18 protein-coding genes are annotated in these 19,162 nt (G+C 28.3%); 2 read left to right on the forward strand and 16 right to left on the reverse strand.

Annotation, left to right across the window (positions count from 1 at the left end):
- Nucleotides 1-197 precede the first annotated feature (197 nt).
- Nucleotides 198-566: a hypothetical protein gene (locus BN2409_RS14480; RefSeq protein ID WP_053957320.1), complete on the forward strand. Its 369-nt coding sequence runs from the start codon at nt 198-200 to the stop codon at nt 564-566.
- On the opposite strand, the gene BN2409_RS14485 is transcribed toward BN2409_RS14480, so the two are convergent.
- The 15 genes from BN2409_RS14485 to BN2409_RS17685 all read right to left on the reverse strand — a co-directional run bounded on the left by BN2409_RS14485 (nt 556) and on the right by BN2409_RS17685 (nt 17,394).
- Entirely contained in the window at nt 556-1,050 is a 495-nt protein-coding gene (locus BN2409_RS14485; RefSeq protein ID WP_053957321.1) for a GyrI-like domain-containing protein, read from the reverse strand. The two genes, BN2409_RS14480 and BN2409_RS14485, sit on opposite strands and share 11 nt — an antisense overlap.
- Nucleotides 1,051-1,246: 196 nt before the next feature.
- The gene (gene cudC, locus BN2409_RS14490; RefSeq protein WP_053957322.1) at nt 1,247-1,807 is read right to left on the reverse strand and encodes a choline uptake/conversion transcriptional regulator CudC; all 561 of its coding nucleotides are present in this window, start codon (nt 1,805-1,807) and stop codon (nt 1,247-1,249) included.
- Nucleotides 1,808-2,031: 224 nt separating this feature from the next.
- On the reverse strand, nt 2,032-3,801 hold the full coding sequence (locus BN2409_RS14495; protein ID WP_053957323.1) for a choline/carnitine O-acyltransferase: 1,770 nt from the start codon (nt 3,799-3,801) through the stop codon (nt 2,032-2,034).
- A gap of 51 nt (nt 3,802-3,852) precedes the next feature.
- On the reverse strand, nt 3,853-4,866 hold the full coding sequence (locus BN2409_RS14500; protein WP_053957324.1) for an ABC transporter substrate-binding protein: 1,014 nt from the start codon (nt 4,864-4,866) through the stop codon (nt 3,853-3,855).
- Between the two features lie 599 nt (nt 4,867-5,465).
- Nucleotides 5,466-5,933, reverse strand: a complete 468-nt coding sequence (locus BN2409_RS14505) for a sporulation membrane protein YtrI (RefSeq protein ID WP_053957325.1) — start codon at nt 5,931-5,933, stop codon at nt 5,466-5,468.
- The gene (locus BN2409_RS14510) at nt 5,921-6,256 is read right to left on the reverse strand and encodes a YtrH family sporulation protein (RefSeq protein ID WP_053957326.1); all 336 of its coding nucleotides are present in this window, start codon (nt 6,254-6,256) and stop codon (nt 5,921-5,923) included. Before BN2409_RS14510 ends, BN2409_RS14505 begins: the two co-directional genes overlap by 13 nt.
- Nucleotides 6,257-6,608: 352 nt before the next feature.
- Entirely contained in the window at nt 6,609-7,370 is a 762-nt protein-coding gene (locus BN2409_RS14515) for a DUF881 domain-containing protein (protein WP_053957327.1), read from the reverse strand.
- 165 nt (nt 7,371-7,535) lie between these two features.
- On the reverse strand, nt 7,536-7,976 hold the full coding sequence (locus BN2409_RS14520; protein WP_053957328.1) for a hypothetical protein: 441 nt from the start codon (nt 7,974-7,976) through the stop codon (nt 7,536-7,538).
- Nucleotides 7,977-8,089: 113 nt separating this feature from the next.
- A complete protein-coding gene (locus tag BN2409_RS14525; protein ID WP_110943158.1) occupies nt 8,090-9,307 on the reverse strand; it encodes a YARHG domain-containing protein in 1,218 nt (405 codons plus the stop codon).
- Between the two features lie 408 nt (nt 9,308-9,715).
- Nucleotides 9,716-10,630, reverse strand: a complete 915-nt coding sequence (locus BN2409_RS14530; protein ID WP_053957330.1) for a transposase — start codon at nt 10,628-10,630, stop codon at nt 9,716-9,718.
- A 291-nt stretch (nt 10,631-10,921) separates the two neighbouring features.
- Complete coding sequence (locus tag BN2409_RS14535; protein WP_053957331.1) at nt 10,922-11,164, reverse strand: hypothetical protein; 243 nt, start codon at nt 11,162-11,164, stop codon at nt 10,922-10,924.
- A 199-nt stretch (nt 11,165-11,363) separates the two neighbouring features.
- Nucleotides 11,364-12,986, reverse strand: coding sequence for an ABC-F family ATP-binding cassette domain-containing protein (locus BN2409_RS14540; RefSeq protein ID WP_053957332.1), 1,623 nt, complete (start codon nt 12,984-12,986; stop codon nt 11,364-11,366).
- Nucleotides 12,987-13,151: 165 nt separating this feature from the next.
- Entirely contained in the window at nt 13,152-14,402 is a 1,251-nt protein-coding gene (locus BN2409_RS14545) for a M16 family metallopeptidase (RefSeq protein WP_053957333.1), read from the reverse strand.
- 37 nt (nt 14,403-14,439) lie between these two features.
- Nucleotides 14,440-16,623, reverse strand: coding sequence for a DNA topoisomerase III (locus BN2409_RS14550; RefSeq protein WP_053957334.1), 2,184 nt, complete (start codon nt 16,621-16,623; stop codon nt 14,440-14,442).
- A 153-nt stretch (nt 16,624-16,776) separates the two neighbouring features.
- The gene (locus BN2409_RS17685; RefSeq protein WP_053957335.1) at nt 16,777-17,394 is read right to left on the reverse strand and encodes a methyl-accepting chemotaxis protein; all 618 of its coding nucleotides are present in this window, start codon (nt 17,392-17,394) and stop codon (nt 16,777-16,779) included.
- A 340-nt stretch (nt 17,395-17,734) separates the two neighbouring features.
- On the opposite strand from BN2409_RS17685, the gene BN2409_RS14560 reads away from it, so the two are divergent.
- Complete coding sequence (locus BN2409_RS14560; protein WP_053957336.1) at nt 17,735-18,565, forward strand: CPBP family intramembrane glutamic endopeptidase; 831 nt, start codon at nt 17,735-17,737, stop codon at nt 18,563-18,565.
- Between the two features lie 62 nt (nt 18,566-18,627).
- Here BN2409_RS14560 and BN2409_RS14565 read toward each other — a convergent pair whose 3' ends face one another.
- The gene (locus tag BN2409_RS14565) at nt 18,628-19,071 is read right to left on the reverse strand and encodes a GNAT family N-acetyltransferase (protein WP_053957337.1); all 444 of its coding nucleotides are present in this window, start codon (nt 19,069-19,071) and stop codon (nt 18,628-18,630) included.
- Nucleotides 19,072-19,162 lie beyond the last annotated feature (91 nt).

Consider the following 19,162-nt stretch of genomic DNA (forward strand, 5'->3'; position numbering starts at 1 on the left):
CAATAATACACATGTATATAGCAACAAGTTTTCTTATATCTGTAGTCATTGCTATATATTATGATTATAAAAATAATAACCAAAAAGATAGGTGAATTGAGCATTCACGACTCATAAATCATGTGTTATATAAACAAAATCAACCATATTGACGATAATTTACATGTATTGATATTTATTGAAAGAAGGAATTTATTATGAAGATTAATAGTGTTCAAAGTGTAATAAACTCAACTATCCAATCTCAACAAACATCTTTAAAATCAGAAAACAAAGAAGAGAATGACTCATCAACCAGGAAAATAGAATATGTTTTGGAAGGTGGAGTGATAAAAGTTTATGTTATAGATGGGAAAAGTGCACCAAGATGTGTCAAAACTATATTATTAAGTATTGCTACTCCAGAAATACTTGCAAAGGTAAAAAATCCAAGCTTTCTAGATATGATGAGGCTCCAAGACATAAACAAAAATGAACAAAAAGAAGAGAAAGATCTACATTCTAATGGGAATAATATGCTTCAAAAGAAAGTTAAAGAATATGAAAAATTTGCTGCTACTTTTTAACTATAGCAATCCATACTGCTTGTCTGTTATTTTGCATATAGCTTTCAATGACTGGAAGATCACTGAGTTCATAGCCGGAATTGGGAAGCCACTCTGTATAAAACTTTGTATAAACTCTTTGAACAGCATCTGGTAATTGTCCGTTTGCTTCTAATATTACCCATGTAGCTTGAGGAAATTCAAAGCTGATCATATCAGCATATGAATCAATTCTTTTACATTCTAAAGCATCCACATATGTTGTCACAGCAATATAATAATCCATCTTTTCAGAATCTCCCCATTGCCCTCCTACACTGATTCCAAGAAACCCCGATGGACGATAATCTGCTTTCATACAAATTTCCATCATAGAATCTATTGTGCCATCTTTCCATGCAGTATCCCAAATTTGAGGGACAATATGAAAAGCATCATTTGTGCAAATGGTTTGTTTATATCCTGAAACTGTAAAAGCAGGCCATTGTTCAATTTTATAGTTCATATTTGTTTCTCCTTTAATCGTTATTTGAAGAGTAATATAAATCATTTGAATGCATATAAAAAATGATCATATGAATTATACCATTAAATGCCTTTGTATAGGAATTGTTTTTCATTAATTTTTTATTATATTAATTATTTTAATAATATTATTTTTAATTTATTTTTTCTTAAGGGGCTTTGTCGTGAAACATTTTCTAATATTCTTCATGTTTTATTGGGATATACTTGAGTATGTCTCCTGATTTTACACTCTCAGATAAACGCTCTAGCCAAAAATAATATTCTTTTGATTTTTCTAATTGCTCATAATAGTATTTCGCTTCTTCTTTGATTGTTTCATCAGCTTTAGGATCATTCAAAACATCTTTTAAATTTTCTTCTGCCATTGAAATGGCTTCTAAATTTATCCTTACTTCTCTATTCCATTTTTCACAGAAAAAAGTTTCGAAATACTTAAAGAAATCTTTTTCCGCTAAATAAAAATCTTTACGAGAACCTTTTTGCCAAACCTTTTTAACCAGATTGTTTTCAGATAAGGTACGTACAGCTTTACTCATGCTAGGTTTACTCATACCTAGTTCATTTTTCATTTCATCTAAGGACATGGCATTTTTATGAAAATACATAGTTCCATACAAACGTGCAATAGAATTGGTAACACCATATAAATCCATTGTTTCAGCAATAGCATTGATCACAGTATCTTTACTTTTTTCGATTTTTTCCTCTATTTCAAGTTTTTCTTTTCTATCCATATTTCTAACTCCTTTTGCAATTTACTTTTCTATTAACTTTGTTTGAAATATTAAAAACGTTTCTTGCTTTTCCTGAGTATTAATATATTCACTATACAATAAGTTGTCAAATATTTATATGAAATAGCTAATACAATATATTTTATTAGCTATTTCATATAAATACAAGCCTAAGAAAGCAACTTCCACTTTTGTTACACTCTTAGGCTAAAAATAAATAAACTTTAAGATAAAAGCTTCATGATCTTTGCCATTTCTATCAAAGACTCTTCTATATTGAGTACCAGCCTGTTTAATTTTTCTTTCATATAGGTTCTACTTGTTATATTAAAACAAATATAATCATTCTCTTTAAGATATCGAATACCAAACCCATCCTCAACAACAGGTCCATATCCAGCTAGCTTTAATCCCTTTATAGAACTTGTACTGGTACATATTGTACTATGAGTCAATGTTACATATCCCTTATCCGTAAAAATTTGGGGTAAAGTATCAACTCCTATCTCCTTATCAAAAGAATCATACATATTGAGTAATCCCAATAAATGACCATCTATTCCTCTTCCATTTTTGCATTCTTTAATTCGTTCTACATGCTTTTGTGCTGCTTTTTTTAAAGATGCTGCTTTTTTATTATGATCACAACAATCAGATATCATATTTTTTATAAACTCAATAGATTCCATAGATACACAATACATAACTTCTATACGACCTGCCAAAAACTTTCTAGTCATTACAGCTTCATATACACTATAACACCTTCCATATAATTTATACTGGGCCAATTGCAAAGCTAATTGAACAAAAGCATCAGGACTTATTCCAAATGTTTTTATTAGTTTTTTTCCAAACTGATCAAAATGAAATACCCGTGTTTCTGTATTAGAAACAACTTCATTAAATTGATTGAAAGCCTTACTAATTTGTTTTTTCAATGGATCATTTAAATGAAATGTTAGTTTTTCAGGTCTATTTTGAAGATATTTCTTTTCATGTGTATGAATTTTATCCATATCTTCATAAATCCATTCCGTAAATCTTGCCATAACAGAACCATCTATTCCAGTATGTTCCATATTGATCCCTAATTCTCCGTTTTTGGCAACTATAAACTGCAATGATTTATCAAACCATCTGTTTTTTCCATTCCCATGAAGCATCATATTGGAAGCTTCTTCTAAGCTATTTGGACTTTCATCATCTAAACATAATGCAAAAATAGCATTTTCTATTTTTTCTATATTTTCTTTGTTCGTCTCATCTATTTTTAGTAAAGATTTTCTCGTATCTGCCCATTCATCTCTATTCATGGTAGTAAGTATTCCCAGACCTTCTCCTTCTCTTCTTTTGCTTATATTGATGATATACTTTAAATCCTCTTGGATTTCTACAAAAGACCTCATATCTCCTGAATCTAGCAGTACATCTAGGATAAATATTTGCCCTTTGTATAAAACAACAATATATTTTTGAGAAGGTGTTATTTTTAATAAATCCTTTTCTCTTCTAGGAATTCTTGTAGCAGAAAATAATCTTTTATACTGAAGCATACAAATAGGTCTGTCTTCCTGTAAATCAACATCTAATTCTTCTCGATCAATTAAACCCTTAAATCTACAAACAGATAGAATAAGAGCAGTAGCCATATACTCTTGTGTAACCCCTAAATCTTTTAGCTTATTTTTTATAATATAAAAAACATTCCCCTCTATGATAAGAGGGTTTCTAGATGCTAAATATAGATTCTCCCAAAGAGGTGCTGTCCAGTTGGATAGATTGTTTCTTTCTGCCCACCTTATAAGCTCTTCTTGTAGCTTTTTTCCATCTCCATCTTTACTTTTAAATTTTTCAACCATTTTTTTTGTTTTAAGAAACTCTTCTTCTGTAAGCAATGGTTGAACCCATTCTATGAATCGATTACAGGTATCATTTAATTTAGGAATAGGTATTTTAGGTAGATTGTCTTGATTAGCAAATGTTCTTTTCATATGATTCCCCCTATTCTTTCATTGAATCTATAAACTATTTTCTAAGTATTATTAGATTGCTTTTTTTACTTTTTTGGCTATTTCATTTGGAACCCACTTTGTCCATAAGTCTTCATATTCTTTTAAAAACCATTTTGCTGCTTCATCTGCATTTACTTCATTCTCTTGCATATAAGCTAATGCCTTGCTTGTAATTTCACTACTTGTTTTATACTGTTTTAAAAAATCTACAACTTCAGGTGCTTCATTTAAAAATTCTTTATTTACTGCAATGGTCAAATCCTGTGATGGATACTCACAAGCATAGTTATTCTCCCATTTTTCTTTTGTATAAGGTTCATCTTCAAGTAATGTCATATCATATTTTCCTGTAATCCAAGTAGGTTCCCAATAATATCCTAACCAAGGCTCTTTTTTTTCAATTGCTTCTGCAATGGATGCAGCTAAAGCGGGAGCTGAACCTGCTTGAAAATAGTTGTAGTTTTTGTCTAGCCCATAGCTTCCCATTTTCTTCCGTAGGCTTGTATCTGCTGTCCATCCAGGTATTGAACCATAGATTCTCCCTTTATTTGGATCTTCTGGATCTTTGAAAATTTCCCAATACTTATCTAAGTCTTTTACAGATTTCAATTCTGGCGCCATTGGTTCTATGCCTCTTTGAGGATCTCCTTTTATAACATAAGTTGGAACATATAGTCCTTGCTTATTGTCAGAATAGTTAATAGACAATTCAACAATCTCTCCACTTTCAATGGCTTCGTTATATAAATCTATAATATTTCCTGTCCAGATCTCTGTATAAACATTAATGTCCCCGCGTCTTAATCCTAATAATGATGTTTGTTCTGAACCCATTATTTCATTCGTTGAATATCCATATCCTTTTTCAAGGATCATCCTTGCTACTGCATTATGAAAACGAATACTGTCCCATCCAGCATCTGCAAAAACAATAGTCTCTTTTGTGCCTTGACTTTGACTGTTTGCTTCATGAGAACAAGCTGCTAATATAGAAACCATTAGCATCCATAACATTATGATCATTAAATGTTTTTTAAATTTCATATTTTGTAATTCCCCCTATTTTATTTTGTATAAATAAAGATTGATATCATCTAGCTGTATCTTTCCTCCTTTCAAATCTTTTTAAATTTCATTTGTCCATATAAAAATGTCTTGCATTACTTTATACATTGGGATAAAAAATTGATTTTAAAATGATAGGTAAGTTGATCATAGGAAGTTTTTGAGAGTTTCTTTTGTTAAATATATTCGAAACGTTTCTTTTGTTATATACAATACTATACGTAAATACCCTTATTTGTCAAATTCTAATGGGTTAGATGTCCTGTGATACCTTGTATAAAGCTTTATTTTTTCTTTGAAATAATTATCGTTTAATTTAATATAATAGAGTTAATATCTATAAAAGAAAGGATTTTACCATTTACATAAATATATTTTTTAGCCATAATAGTCCTTTCTTTGTATCAAAACTTAGTTTTTCATTTTATAATTGAACTTTTTAAATAATGTTTTACTGAAAATAAATAAAAAAAATAGAAGATATATAAAATATCTCCAGGTTCTTAGGATAGGATCGGTGATATCTGGTTTTGTACTAGGAAGTAAATTTGTTTATACATAGTCTCTGTAGCATTACTTTATTTGACTGGTTCCGTTGATATCCAAATTTTTAATATATCCGTCAAAATTATTTTAGCAACTTTCAAATGATATTCTTTGTTGGCTACCTTGAAAATTCTGTTATCAATAATATCTTCTATTATGTCAGCGTCAATAGTTTCTACCTCACAACCTAATAATTTATGGTATTTATGTTCAGCATATTTTTCAATGGTGATTTTATCTATTTCATCTCCTTCGTATGTTAATATAATATTTATATCTTTAAGAATTAACTTTTGTCTATTGATAGATTGTTCAAGCTTTTTCAATCTTTCATCTCGTTCTTCTATTGAAGCATTAAGCTTTTGAATTTCTTCGTAGTACTTATCCACTCTATAGCTAACTAAGGCAATTATTATGAATGCTCCAATTATAATTCCAATCATTATTCCCGATAGTACGGAAACAAAGTATTTTATATTTATTGAGTTTATTTTTCCCATAGTTTTTCACTCTTGTATAATAGTTTAACAATTAAATATCCAAGATTTGCTCCAATAAAGGCAGAGATAATATATATTATTTGTTTTACTACAGATCTGATTTCTCCTTTGAATATTCCTTGTTCAATGATTTCAAAGGACGAAAATGTTCCTCCAAGGCTAACAGCTATTGCCCAAATTTTAATGGAGCTAGCTATATCAATCATAGTTTTAAGTGGAGGATGATTATTGATTAAAGCTCCAATTCCTGCAAAAAACCCAGCACCAATTATGACTCCTAATGCAATTAAAAATGTATATATAAGATTATTAATAAAAAGCATATCTATAACCACCTTTACTCTTTTTATTAAAATATGTAAGCAAAGTATATAAAATTCTTTTAAAATACAAATCCATTTTAGGATCAGTTATTTTCTAATGGATCTCCTTTATATTTACAAGCATCATGACTCTATCTTACCTCCCTAAATTAAGAGTTAAGGTTATCTCATGGATTACTTAAAAGAAAATAAAAAAGCCTAAGGAAATATTATAAAAATATCTCCCAGGCTTTTATCCTTCCATGTATACAGTTACTTGTGCATCTTCTATCTGCCCAACCAGTTATAAACTGCGAAACGCTAGAAAACTTAAATCTATAATTATAAAATACCTATCCCTTTGATTTGCATCCTATTCTAAAGATTTTGCATATTTGTAGACTATTTTTTTCGTATATTTAGGAATGAATATATTATCTTTTTGTTCTACATCTATATGGAAAACATCTATATAGAAATTATTTTTACTATTTATCTGCCATATGAGCCCATACTTGACGTTTAGAATTTGTTCTAGTTTTTTGGGATTTCCTATACATTTTATTTCAAAAGGAAAAGTCATTTTTTTATCATTTATGATTATTGTATTTTTAGAAAAAATAATATTTGTATCAAAAGCTATTCTTTCATTATTTATGCAAATAGCTTCTGCATCAGATGAATTTAAAATATTTGTTATTAATAATAAACATTCAGCACAATATTGGAGATTAAATTGGTCTTTGTTTTCATTTGATTCTAATAAAACATCGGATAATTGAAGTGAGGTATCTGATTTAACCGGCTCTATTTTTATGACAACTCCTGGACCTTCAACGTTTGTTTGACTATTTAACAATTTATATTTACTAATACTATTTTCAATTTCCTTCAAGCTAATATTTTTTTCAAATTCATGATTTTTCAATTGATTTATTTCATTCTCTAATGAAACTAATTGATTTAATAAATCTTTTTTTTCTTTTTGTAAGTTTTTAAGTTCAATTTCTAATTTTTTTGCTTCTATACTTGGAATTCTACCTTGTGTTAATTTTTCTAGAGTTTTAAATGGAATAGAAAAAAATACTCCTAAAGAAATAAAACATAGTAATATGGCTACCCTATTTTTTTTCAATATTACTCCCCACCTATTTCATTCAATGATTATAAAATATATATTTTGTAGAAAAATCTATTTGTAATTTGTTATGAAATTGTACAACCAATTAATGAATTATCCATTACTCTCCTAACTATTCGTTTACTGTATAAATTTTTTGTAAATATATTGCATTATTTATTAATCCACATGTATATTAATAAAGGTTGGCACATCAGATACTTTCAAAAATTTAATCACATCATTTTCTTTTCGGTCGTAAAAATAAAATCTTTCATTTGTATATATAATACATTCATCTATATGATCGCCTTTTAAAATATACACATGATCATCTATGTTTTCATAAGTTCCTTTTTCCATTAATTCAAATTGCCTATACCTATAAAATTTGCCTCGTTTAAAAGTAAAATATTGAATATTAGGATCTGTTGTTTGTTTTTGTGAAAGATCATCAATTGACATAAAAGTTCCATCTATATTCTTATTGATTATATATTTATTTAAATCAGTTTTAGTTTTTATGAAACAAGAAGTTAATATCACCAGCAGCATAACTAATATTAAGGCGAAAATATTCTTATTTGCAAATGATACAAAATCAAAAAAAATTTTTTTCATAGCATCACCTCATATCTGCTTTAAAAATGAATTATCATTTTAATGGAGAATCCTTATATCGTATTGCATGATAAAAAATTTAGTATCTGCTTAGATCTTGTAAAAATTTATGTTTAATCAGCAAAACATAGTCCAATAAAAAGTTCTCTAGCATCTAAATTTGTTCCTCTTATTTCATCATCATTATCAAGAGCAAACCATCCTCTCTTACCTTTCTTTGTCTCAATTAAGCACCATTCTTTATTATCTGTACCCACTAAATTTACTACTGTTCCTTCCTCAATAATAAACGAATCCGATTTAGTATCTCTACTAAGATATACTTTTAGTGGCTTTTTCATAAAAACAAAATAGTTAGTATTAAATACATCTTGCTTAATTTCAACAATCTTATGATTAGAATCTAATTGATACAATCGATCAAAAAACCAAGTCTGTAATATATTGGCTCTTGAAATTGCACTAAATTGCCCCGAACCATTTATCTGTATCCCATCATCGTATAGTCCCCCCACTTCTCCCATCTCTAGAATTTTGTTTCCATCATAATAGAAAAATTTAGAGCTATAATCAGCACTTGGCCCTTCATCACTAATAACAATTTCTTTAATATTATCTTTTATATTGATATCAACTATGGCAAAGGAAGTTAAAAAACTATACCCATCTAACTTTATTTTTTTATCATTAATAAAAAGAGTGCCGTCACTATAGCAAGAATCTTTCATATTAATTTTATATAATATTTTTTCTTTTATCCCATCTCCATTAAGATCTACATATATTTCTTTGTTTTTGCCATATATGTTTATTTTCTGCACCAATCTAGAATCAGTTGTTTTATTTTTATCTCTTACTTTTTCATACATACTGTCCAGATTTTCAAAATAAGATAGGAGTTGTATATTATACATTTCTATAGACGTCAATTCTGCTGTAGTAAAATCCTCTTTTGGATGATACCATTCCTTTTTACTAAAGTAGTTTGAAAGCCTTTTTGATTTAAATATGTATCCCCTTCTAGCATATATTTCGTTTTTGGCTAAATCAAAATTTTTGAAGTCAATATTATATATATCCTCAAAAGTTAACTTTACTTTATCACTTTCAGGAAAAATATAATCATTTGTATATTCCATATTCGTTTTTTTACAAATTTCTTCTTCTTTTACTCCAATATTACTATTCTCATCTTTTTTAATACTTTCCACTTTACCTTCAGTTTTATTTTCAGTATTTTGAACCTTAGTTTCCAGGCTTTTCTTATCTGTATCACAGCCAGTAATTATAACGATTATCAACACAAAAATGAACAACAACTTTTTCATCATAAACACCTCTCATTTATAGACTATCTAATTGAATGTATCCATGGCCTAGATATATCTTAACACTATATGTAAAATATGGATATAGTAATATATCTATATTTTGAATTCGACTATTCTTCAAAATATCTTTTTATTGATTCTCTTGTAGCAATTATTCTAAAAATAATTTTAAGAGCTAACACCTACTAAATATAGGATGTTAGCTCTTACAAGTACAAGCAAGTACAAGGGACATTTAATAATATTTTTATCTTTGTGACAATAAAAAAAATAAGCATATTCTTTTTCATAAAAACATACTTATTGGATCAATTTATTTATTCACTTTTAATTTACCCCTATATATACACAACAAATACTCTGCACCCTATCAGCCCAGATTTTATAAGTCATTTATTTTTAAAATTTTTATATTACTTCACTGCATATAAAATCATCTATTATATGATTATATCTTGAACTTTTGAGTATTATATCTACCCCCATGGAGCATAGCATTGATACTCTTGAGCTAGTAATATTTCCTATAACTCTACATATATCTTTATGAGAAAAATTGCAAAATCTTTTCATAAACAAAACACATAATGCTCTACTTTCTGTAGCTTCTCGATTATATTTTATATATACTTTTTTCATATTGATCTTGGTATATCCTACTATATAACGGACAATATCTTTAGGAGTATAGTCTCTTGCATGTATTACTCTTTCACTTCTATATTCTGTCTTTTCATTTATAAATTCCCCTTCTATTGTTATTGATTCATTGTCATATCCTACTACAAACTCCAAATACATCTCCCTTGCTTTATTGATATCTACCTTAAATAGACTCATAATATATTTTTCATCTACTATATCATATAAATCTTTTTTTAACCCTAAAAATACTCCTAATGTTGAATATTTGTATTTTTGAGGCTTATCTTGATATTTTTTTATATCCATAGGATTGTTGTGTATATATGCAGATAAACTTATTAAATATTGATCAGAATTTATTATTTTACTTTTAAATCTATCTTGAAACACATGCCCATGTCTTTTATATTTTTGATTGAAATATTGCGCATAGCAGAAATTAATACCATGCATGATTTTAGAAATATCTGCTCCATTTGCATCTATTATGAAATGACCATGATTGTCCATCAAGCAATAAGCATATACTTTAAACCCATATTTATACCGATATTTTTGAATTAATGATAAGTATCTGTCTTTATCATCATTTTTCTTAAAAAGCTTTATTTCACTTATACTTCTTACCATAATATGATAGATGGAATCATTACTTTTTATTCGTGCACATCTTGGCATACTATCACTCCTCTTTCATAGTATGCTTTTTACTCTATTTAAATATTCATTGATGTAGATTTATTGTTAAATGTCCCTTATTTCCTTATTTCTATTGTTAAATGTCCCTTATTTCCTTTAAATATTCATTGATGTGGATTTATTGTTATATGTGTTTGCATAACAAAAGAAAGTATTGAAATTTTAGGTGAATGGGCAAATTTTTTCTTTATCGTACCTGAAGAAACTAGGAAAAATATATTAAAAGGATACCTACAAAATATGTAAATATCCTTTATCATTTCTAACTATTTATTTTCTATAATAATATTTTTCCCATTCATATTTATTTTCCCAATCTTTCTGGTTTTCTACATTCCATGGATAATAAGATATAAAATCATTGATATTCCATGATTCAAATAATTTTTTATAACTAGAACCATTTTGAATAACTTTTTTATACCTTCTTACTGCTTTTGATGCTTGTCTTTTACTCCATTCCTTACTACCAGAATCTTTTACTATTGGAATTTTTTTATGAGATCTACTCATATAATCACCTCCGCTAATAAAACGGAAGTAATATAAACCTGCTTTTATGGGCTGGCTTTACTATCAACTAATCACCTCTTTTTAATTTTTAAAATCTATTTTATTGTATTTTACCAAATTTATAAATATTTTACTACTATTTTATTTTTTATGCTTATCTCTTTTTCCACTAGACCACGTAAAGAAAAAAGCAGGAAATTTACTCCTGCTCATACATTTTATCTATTCTATTTTGAAGTTCTTCATCTTCTAAGAATTCATCAAAAGTTACTTGTTTGTCAAAAATTCCTGCTGGTGTGATCTCAATCACTCTATTTGCAATAGTTTCTATAAATTTATGGTCATGAGATGTAAAAATCATACTTCCTTTAAATGCAGTCAATCCATCATTTACTGCTTGAATAGATTCTAAGTCTAAATGGTTTGTTGGTTCATCTAATAATAATACATTGGCACCAGATAGCATTAATTTTGAGAACATACATCTTACTTTTTCTCCTCCAGATAAAACCTGTGCCATTTTCAAAGGCTCTTCTCCAGAGAATAACATTTTTCCTAAAAATCCTCTGATAAAAGATTCGGATTTTTCTTCTGAATATTGTCTTAACCAATCTATTAAGTTAAGATCTACATCATCAAAATACTCAGAATTATCCTTTGGTAGATAAGCTTGAGTTGTGGTAATACCCCATTTGAAGGTTCCTTCATCTGGTTCCATCTCACCCATTAATATCTCCATTAAAGCAGTCTTTGCTATTTCATTTCTTCCAAGAAGAATAATCTTATCTCCTTTATTCATAACAAATGAAATATTATTTAATACCTTTACTCCATCAATAGTTTTACTAATTCCTTCTACTGTTAAAATATCTTTTCCTGCTTCTCTTTCTGGAGTAAATCCAACAAATGGATATCTTCTTGAAGAAGGTTCAATATCTTCTACATTGATTTTATCTAATAATTTTTTTCTAGAAGTAGCTTGTCTTGCTTTAGAAGCATTAGAGCTAAATCTTGCAATAAAGGTTTGTAATTCTTTTATTTTTTCTTCTTTTTTCTTATTTTGATCCTTCATAAGCTTTAATGCCAATTGACTAGATTCATACCAAAAATCATAGTTACCTACAAATAATTTTGCTTTTCCAAAATCAATATCTACCATATGTGTACATATTTTATTTAAGAAATGTCTATCATGGGATACTACAATTACTGTATTTGGATACTCTATTAAAAATTCCTCTAACCAATTGATCGCTTTAAAATCCAAGTGGTTGGTAGGCTCGTCTAATAAAAGAATATCAGGATTTCCAAAAAGAGATTGAGCAAGTAATACTTTTACCTTTTCTCCTCCTTCTAATTCTTCCATCTTTTTATAATGAAGGTCTTTTGTAATTCCAAGTCCCATCAATAATTTTTCTGCATTAGTTTCTGCATCCCATCCATCTAATTCTGCAAACTCACCTTCAAGTTCAGAAGCTTTGATTCCATCTTCTTCTGTAAAATCTTCTTTTTGATAAAGCGCATCTTTTTCTTTCATAATTTCATAAAGTCTTTTATGTCCCATAATAACTGTATCTAAAACAACATACTCATCAAATTCAAAGTGATCTTGCTTTAAAACTGCTAATCTCTCACCTGGTGTAATAGCTACTGATCCAGTATTTGGTTCAATTTGACCAGATAATATTTTTAAAAAAGTTGATTTTCCTGCACCATTTGCTCCAATTACCCCATAACAATTTCCTGGAGTAAATTTTAAATTTACATCTTCAAATAGCTTTTTGTCTCCATATCTTAATCCTACGCCTGTAACTGTAATCAATATTATGTTGTTATACAACGATCTTGTATAACGTCCTCCTTTCAATTTCTTGCATATTAAAAAATTGCACAGAACTGTGCAATTTTAAAAACTATTTTCATTATACACTTTTTTACACAATTATGAAACACTTTTCCTCAATATTTGTAATTTCTTCTCATACATTTATTCATTTTCTTCATTTAATAATATATGTATGGTTGGCTCATTCAATATTTTTTGTGCTACTTTGTATATATCTTCTTCATTGATATCCTCTAAATCCTTTAGATCCTCCATAAATGCATCTATCTTTTTTGACATTAACTTTTGATGTAGAATGTAATTTCCTAGTCCTTGGGAATCTTCTAATATAGAAGCTATCCCTGTTTTTAAAACCTTTTTCATATGCAAAATATTTTTATCATCAAATGAAATCTCTTTATGAACTATTTTTTGAATACAATTGTTGATCACTTCTTTTGCTTCGTCAATATGCTCTTTAGAAGTTGATGTATAAAGAACTAATGTTTTAATAAATTTCGTAGGATCTGCTTCTGAATACACATCATATGCAAATCCTCTTTCTTCTCTTAGTTCTCTAAATAAAATAGAATTTGCACTTTCTCCTAGCTTATAATTTAATATTTCTAAAGCTAATTCTTCTTTTCGAGTCAGACCATGAAAAGTATATAAAAATAAAATAGTGCTTTGCTCTATATTTTTTTTATATGTTATTTTTTCTATATTCCTATTTTTTTCTACACATACAAAGCGAGCTTGTTCTTCTTTTTTGTTCCAATCTCCAAAATATTTTTCTATTATATTTTGAACTTGATCATGTTCATAAGGAGAAACAACGCTTATTACACATTGATTTGGAATATAATTTTTATGATAAAAATCAACTAAATCTTCTTTTGTAAAAGCTTTTACTGTCTTTTGTTTTCCTAAAATAGAATGTTTTAAGGGACTCTTGCAAAAAGCAAGATCATGGGCTTTGATGAAGCTAAATTCTTCTACATCATCTAAATCAGTCTTGAGTTCTGATAAAATTACTTTTTTTTCTTTTTCTATCTCATCTTTTGGAAAAGTTGAATGCATGATCATGTCTGACAAAAGATCTATAGATATTTCAAACTCTTCTTTTAATGCATGAATAGAAAAAACCGTAGATGTATAATCTGTATATGCATCATAAGAGCCTGCTCTTTCTTCAAAATCTTGATTGATTTTATGATTGTCTCTTTTATGAGTTCCTTTAAAGAGCATATGTTCAATAAAATGGCAAATGCCTCGTTCACTCTCTTTTTCATAGATGGGTCCTACTCTTAATCCTATATGAATAGAAAATAGTTGTGTATCTTTTTTAACTGTTACAAGTTCTATCCCATTCTTTAATTTAAATTCTTGACTATTAAAAATCTTATTTGTCATCCTATCTCCCTCTGATTTGTAATAATTATTCATATCCTTACAATTTCAAATTTTTTAATGCATCTGCTAAAGCAGTATTGATTGGCTCATCATTTTTCTTCTTTTGATTTTTAAGATATCTATTTACTTCATTTTTTGATAATTTTCCTTTTGCTTGTTTTTTTCTTTCATTAAATCTAGAAAGTTTTTCTCTATGTCCACATGAACATACAAATATTCTTCCTTCTCCCTCTCCACGAAGCTCTAATTTTTTATGACAATTAGGACATCTTGCATTTGTCTTTTGAGAAATATTTTTTTTGTATCCACATTCTCTATCTTGACAAATAAACATTTTACCTTTCTTGCCATTTACCTCTAACATATATTTTCCACACTCTGGACATCTGACTTTTATCAAATTGTCATGCTTAAATTTTTCTTGACTATTTTTAATTTCATTGACGATTATTTTTGTATACTCTCTCATGTGATGAACAAAGTCATCTTTATTGAGCTTTCCTTTAGAAATTTCATCAAGCTTTTGTTCCCATTTTGCAGTTAGAGTAGGAGAGGTTAGATCCTTTGGAGCCAAATCAAGAAGCTGCTTTCCTTTTGAAGTAATAAAAATATCTTTTCCTTTTTTTTCAATAAGAAAAGTATTAAATAACTTTTCAATAATATCTGCTCTTGTAGCTACTGTCCCTAGGCCTCCTGCTTCTTCTATAGTTTTGACTAATTTTTTATTTTCAGTATTCATATATTTTGCCGGATTTTCCATAGCTAAAAGTAAACTTCCTTCATTAAAAGGTGATGGTGGCTTTGTCTTCCCCTCTGTCATAGTAACTTTTAATATATTTATTGAATCTCCTTTATTTATAGAAGGTAATATTTGATCTGTCAAAGATTCTTCGTTTTCTTCCTCAAAATGATTTTGATAGACTTCTTTCCATCCTTGTTTGATGACTCTCTTTCCTTTGGCTATAAAAATTTCATCCTCTATTTTTGCTTTTATAGTAGTTTGTTCATATTCAAAAGGAGGATATAAAACAGCTAAAAATCTTTTTACAACCAAATCATATATTTTTCTTTCTTTATCACTTAAACTACTTAAAAATACTCTTTGTTCTGTTGGAATAATAGCATGGTGATCTGTTACCTTGTTGTTATCTACAAATGATTTACTAATTTTTATATCACTTTTTAATATTTTATCACCTATTTTTGAATATTCGGAAATACTGCAAGCTTTGATTCTATCCTTTAAAGTATCTACAATGTCTAAAGATAAATGTCTAGAATCTGTTCTAGGATATGTTAATACTTTATGACTTTCATAAAGTCTTTGCATGATCGATAATGTTTCTTTTGCAGAGTATCCAAATATTTTATTTGCATCTCTTTGAAGCTCTGTTAAATTATATAGTTGTGGAGCATAAGTTTTCTTATAAGCTTTATCTATTTCTATGACATTTGCATTTTTATTTTTGATAGATTTTATTATTTTTTCACATTTATTTTTATCAAAAGTTTTTATATCCTTTGAATGATGATCCTGCCATACAAGTTTTACATCTTTTCCGTAAATAGTAATTCCATAAAATTCTCTTGGAATAAAATTTTGAATTTCTTCTTCTCTTTTTAATATCATAGCAAGAGTGGGAGTCTGCACTCTTCCACAAGATAATTGGGCATTATATTTACAAGTCAGTGCACGTGTAGCATTCATTCCAACAAACCAATCTGCTTCCGAACGAGCTACAGCACAATGGTAAAGATTTTCATATTCTTTGGCTGATCTTAATTTAGAAAATCCATCCTTGATGGCTTTTTCTGTAACAGAAGAAATCCAAAGTCTTTTCATTGGCTTTTTCACATGTGCTTTTTCTATAATCCATCTTGCCACAAGTTCTCCTTCTCTTCCTGCATCTGTGGCTATTACAATTTCTCCTACATCTTTTCTATTCATTTGTGCTTTCACAATAGAAAATTGCTTAGAAGTTTTTTTAATTACCACTAAATTTAGACGGGACGGCAACATAGGCAAATCTTCTATTCTCCATGTCTTATACTTTTCATCATATTTTTCAGGGTCTGCTAATGTAACTAAATGACCTAGTGCCCATGTGACAATGTATTTTTCACCTTCTAAATATCCATTTCCTTTTTTATTGCAATTTAAAGCTTTTGCTATATCTCTTCCTACAGAAGGTTTTTCTGCAAGTACTAATATTTTATTCATTTTAACAATCCCTTCAAGATTAATATATCTAATGTTATCACAAATTTAAAAATAAAACTATAAAACCCTTATTTGAAGTAAATGAAATTCCATTAACAATAAAAAAGATACCTACACATATATGTAGATATCCTCTATAACTATTTTTTATATTTAAAATCTATTTGCATTCATTTTTAGTTTTTGGACAACAGGATCTAATTGGCTTAATGTCTCATGGGTTTGTATAAGTACTTTGTTTGAATTTTCAGCTAATTTATTAACCTCTTGAGCTACTACTGCAAATCCTCTTCCATGCTCTCCAGCTCTTGCTGCTTCAATGGATGCATTCAAGGATAACATTTTCGTCTGAGAAGTGATACTTGACAAACCACTTAAATTTTGTTTTAAAGCATCATTAATTTTTAGCAACTCATGAATCGCTTCTAGGTTGGAGTTTTCTACATTTGTTGAAATTCCAATACCAATGGAACCTATTACCTTGTCTTTTAAAACAACAGGGATACATATAGACTTAAATGCATAACCATAAACATGGGAAGGTACTTCAACAGTAACCACTTGGTTCGTTGTCATTGCTTTAATAAGTGGATCATCCTTAGATATATCTTGTCCTATCATTGTAGAAACATCAATTGTTTTTCCTTTTTTATATGCTAAAAATTTTGTTTGATCTGTCAAACACATCATAGCATCTAAATTGAACAAACCCGCAGCAACCTCTACCATAAATTTAAGCTTTTCCATATCTTCAATCTGAGTAATTTGCACGCAAATCTCCCCTTTCTTGTTTATATAATTTTTCCTTCAAAATATATATCCCTTTTGCACTTAAATTCCTTATGAAATTTTTCGTCAAAATTTATCGAATATATTTTACATTGTAACATTTTCATAAAGTCTCAGCTAGTGTTTTTATCTGATAAAATTCATAAATCAAAATATTTAATATATGTAATATTTTCTTTAAAATGATATTCTTGTAATATCTCCCCACAAAATTTGTCTTATTATACAGTCTAAGATATAATGAAGCTGAATCAATACATCTCTTAAAGCATTCATCATACTCAAAATCATTAAGTTGATTTTTATTGGAGGTTTTTATTTTATGGATAAACCAAAATATTTTCCTCATATTGGAGAATCTATTAAACTATTATTGATGTATACATTGGTTTTCGGATTCATTTTAGAAATAGGATTTATATTTTTATCAAATTTTTTTAATATTCCTCCACATGATCCATTAAGGGATTCCCTTTTATCTATAATTCAATTGGTATTACTTATTGTATGGATCAATAGAAAAAACCAGGTAACTTTTCATGAAATATTTTATTTAGAACAAACTTTTGTTAGCTATATTGTCCCTATGATTTTCATTGTTCTAGGCTTAGGTATAGTTTTGTCAGAATTTGATAATTTACTAAGAACAATTTTACCCATGAACAATTTTTGGTTAAATATATTTCATGGTATACATAATACTGACCACGGATTATGGAAGACAATGATAAGAGTTGCATTCGTTGCTCCTATTGTGGAAGAACTACTATTTAGAGGAATTATATTAAAAGGATTTACAAAACACTATTCCATAAAAAAATCCATTATGGTCTCAGCATTATTGTTTGGATTGATGCATATGAATCCATGGCAATTTCTAGGGGCATTTATTTGGGGCATTGTTGCTGGCTGGTGGTTTATAAAAACACGTTCTATTATTCCTTGTATATTAGGACATGCTTTGAATAATTCATTATCTTTTATAGAAATAGCCATACCAGGATTTAATACCAATTTTATAGAAGTACACTTCCAACCTATGTGGTTTGATCTATTAGGAATTATTTTATTAGTAGCAGGATTAGTCCTTCTTTTAAAAAAATTTAGAAACATGGAATATCCAATAGAAGATACCCTCATTATAGAAAAATAATAACTAAAAAACATAAAAAAATTATACTTAAATAAAAAGATACCTACAAATATATAGGTATCTTATTTTAATCTCATTTCCATAGTATTCGGTCTAAAACCCATGGATTGGTAAAACCCAATAGCATAGTCGTTTTCATAAGAAACTATAAGAGTAATTACGCTACATCCATTACTTTTTAGCCATTGTACATGACGATTCATAAGTTCTTTACCGACTCCTCTTCCTCTTGCTTCCTCTATAACATGAAGAGTCTGCGGCTCCCCATGATTTCCTTCAAAGGTAGAAATACAATATCCTAATAATTGGTCATCTTCCTCAGCTAGAGTAATTTTTATATGATCTTTATCAAAAGATTGAAAACCATTTATTCTTTCTTCAAAAACAATATTTAAATAGAGATGACTGAAAAATTTTGATGTCTCTTGATGAAATTTCCTGTTTCTCTCCCACATCTCTTTAATCTTTGAAACCTCATAAAATAGTATATCTCTATAACAAACCATACATTAGTCCCCCTTTCAATATGATTTAATACCTGTGTTGCCTACTAAACTTTTCAGTTCCATCTCATAAGCCCATTCAGTATATCTGCAA

The sequence above is a fragment of the Inediibacterium massiliense genome (genome assembly GCF_001282725.1).
In the GTDB taxonomy this organism is placed as follows: domain Bacteria; phylum Bacillota; class Clostridia; order Peptostreptococcales; family Thermotaleaceae; genus Anaerophilus; species Anaerophilus massiliensis.

What these genes read in the sequence shown, in the direction of transcription:
- BN2409_RS14480 (WP_053957320.1), top strand. Translation starts at nt 198, where the DNA reads ATGAAGATTAATAGTGTTCAAAGTGTAATAAACTCAACTATCCAATCT.
- BN2409_RS14485 (WP_053957321.1), bottom strand. Translation starts at nt 1,050, where the DNA reads ATGAACTATAAAATTGAACAATGGCCTGCTTTTACAGTTTCAGGATAT.
- cudC (WP_053957322.1), bottom strand. Translation starts at nt 1,807, where the DNA reads ATGGATAGAAAAGAAAAACTTGAAATAGAGGAAAAAATCGAAAAAAGT.
- BN2409_RS14495 (WP_053957323.1), bottom strand. Translation starts at nt 3,801, where the DNA reads ATGAAAAGAACATTTGCTAATCAAGACAATCTACCTAAAATACCTATT.
- BN2409_RS14500 (WP_053957324.1), bottom strand. Translation starts at nt 4,866, where the DNA reads ATGAAATTTAAAAAACATTTAATGATCATAATGTTATGGATGCTAATG.
- BN2409_RS14505 (WP_053957325.1), bottom strand. Translation starts at nt 5,933, where the DNA reads ATGGGAAAAATAAACTCAATAAATATAAAATACTTTGTTTCCGTACTA.
- BN2409_RS14510 (WP_053957326.1), bottom strand. Translation starts at nt 6,256, where the DNA reads ATGCTTTTTATTAATAATCTTATATATACATTTTTAATTGCATTAGGA.
- BN2409_RS14520 (WP_053957328.1), bottom strand. Translation starts at nt 7,976, where the DNA reads ATGAAAAAAATTTTTTTTGATTTTGTATCATTTGCAAATAAGAATATT.
- BN2409_RS14525 (WP_110943158.1), bottom strand. Translation starts at nt 9,307, where the DNA reads ATGATGAAAAAGTTGTTGTTCATTTTTGTGTTGATAATCGTTATAATT.
- BN2409_RS14530 (WP_053957330.1), bottom strand. Translation starts at nt 10,630, where the DNA reads ATGCCAAGATGTGCACGAATAAAAAGTAATGATTCCATCTATCATATT.
- BN2409_RS14535 (WP_053957331.1), bottom strand. Translation starts at nt 11,164, where the DNA reads ATGAGTAGATCTCATAAAAAAATTCCAATAGTAAAAGATTCTGGTAGT.
- BN2409_RS14545 (WP_053957333.1), bottom strand. Translation starts at nt 14,402, where the DNA reads ATGACAAATAAGATTTTTAATAGTCAAGAATTTAAATTAAAGAATGGG.
- BN2409_RS14550 (WP_053957334.1), bottom strand. Translation starts at nt 16,623, where the DNA reads ATGAATAAAATATTAGTACTTGCAGAAAAACCTTCTGTAGGAAGAGAT.
- BN2409_RS14560 (WP_053957336.1), top strand. Translation starts at nt 17,735, where the DNA reads ATGGATAAACCAAAATATTTTCCTCATATTGGAGAATCTATTAAACTA.
- BN2409_RS14565 (WP_053957337.1), bottom strand. Translation starts at nt 19,071, where the DNA reads ATGGTTTGTTATAGAGATATACTATTTTATGAGGTTTCAAAGATTAAA.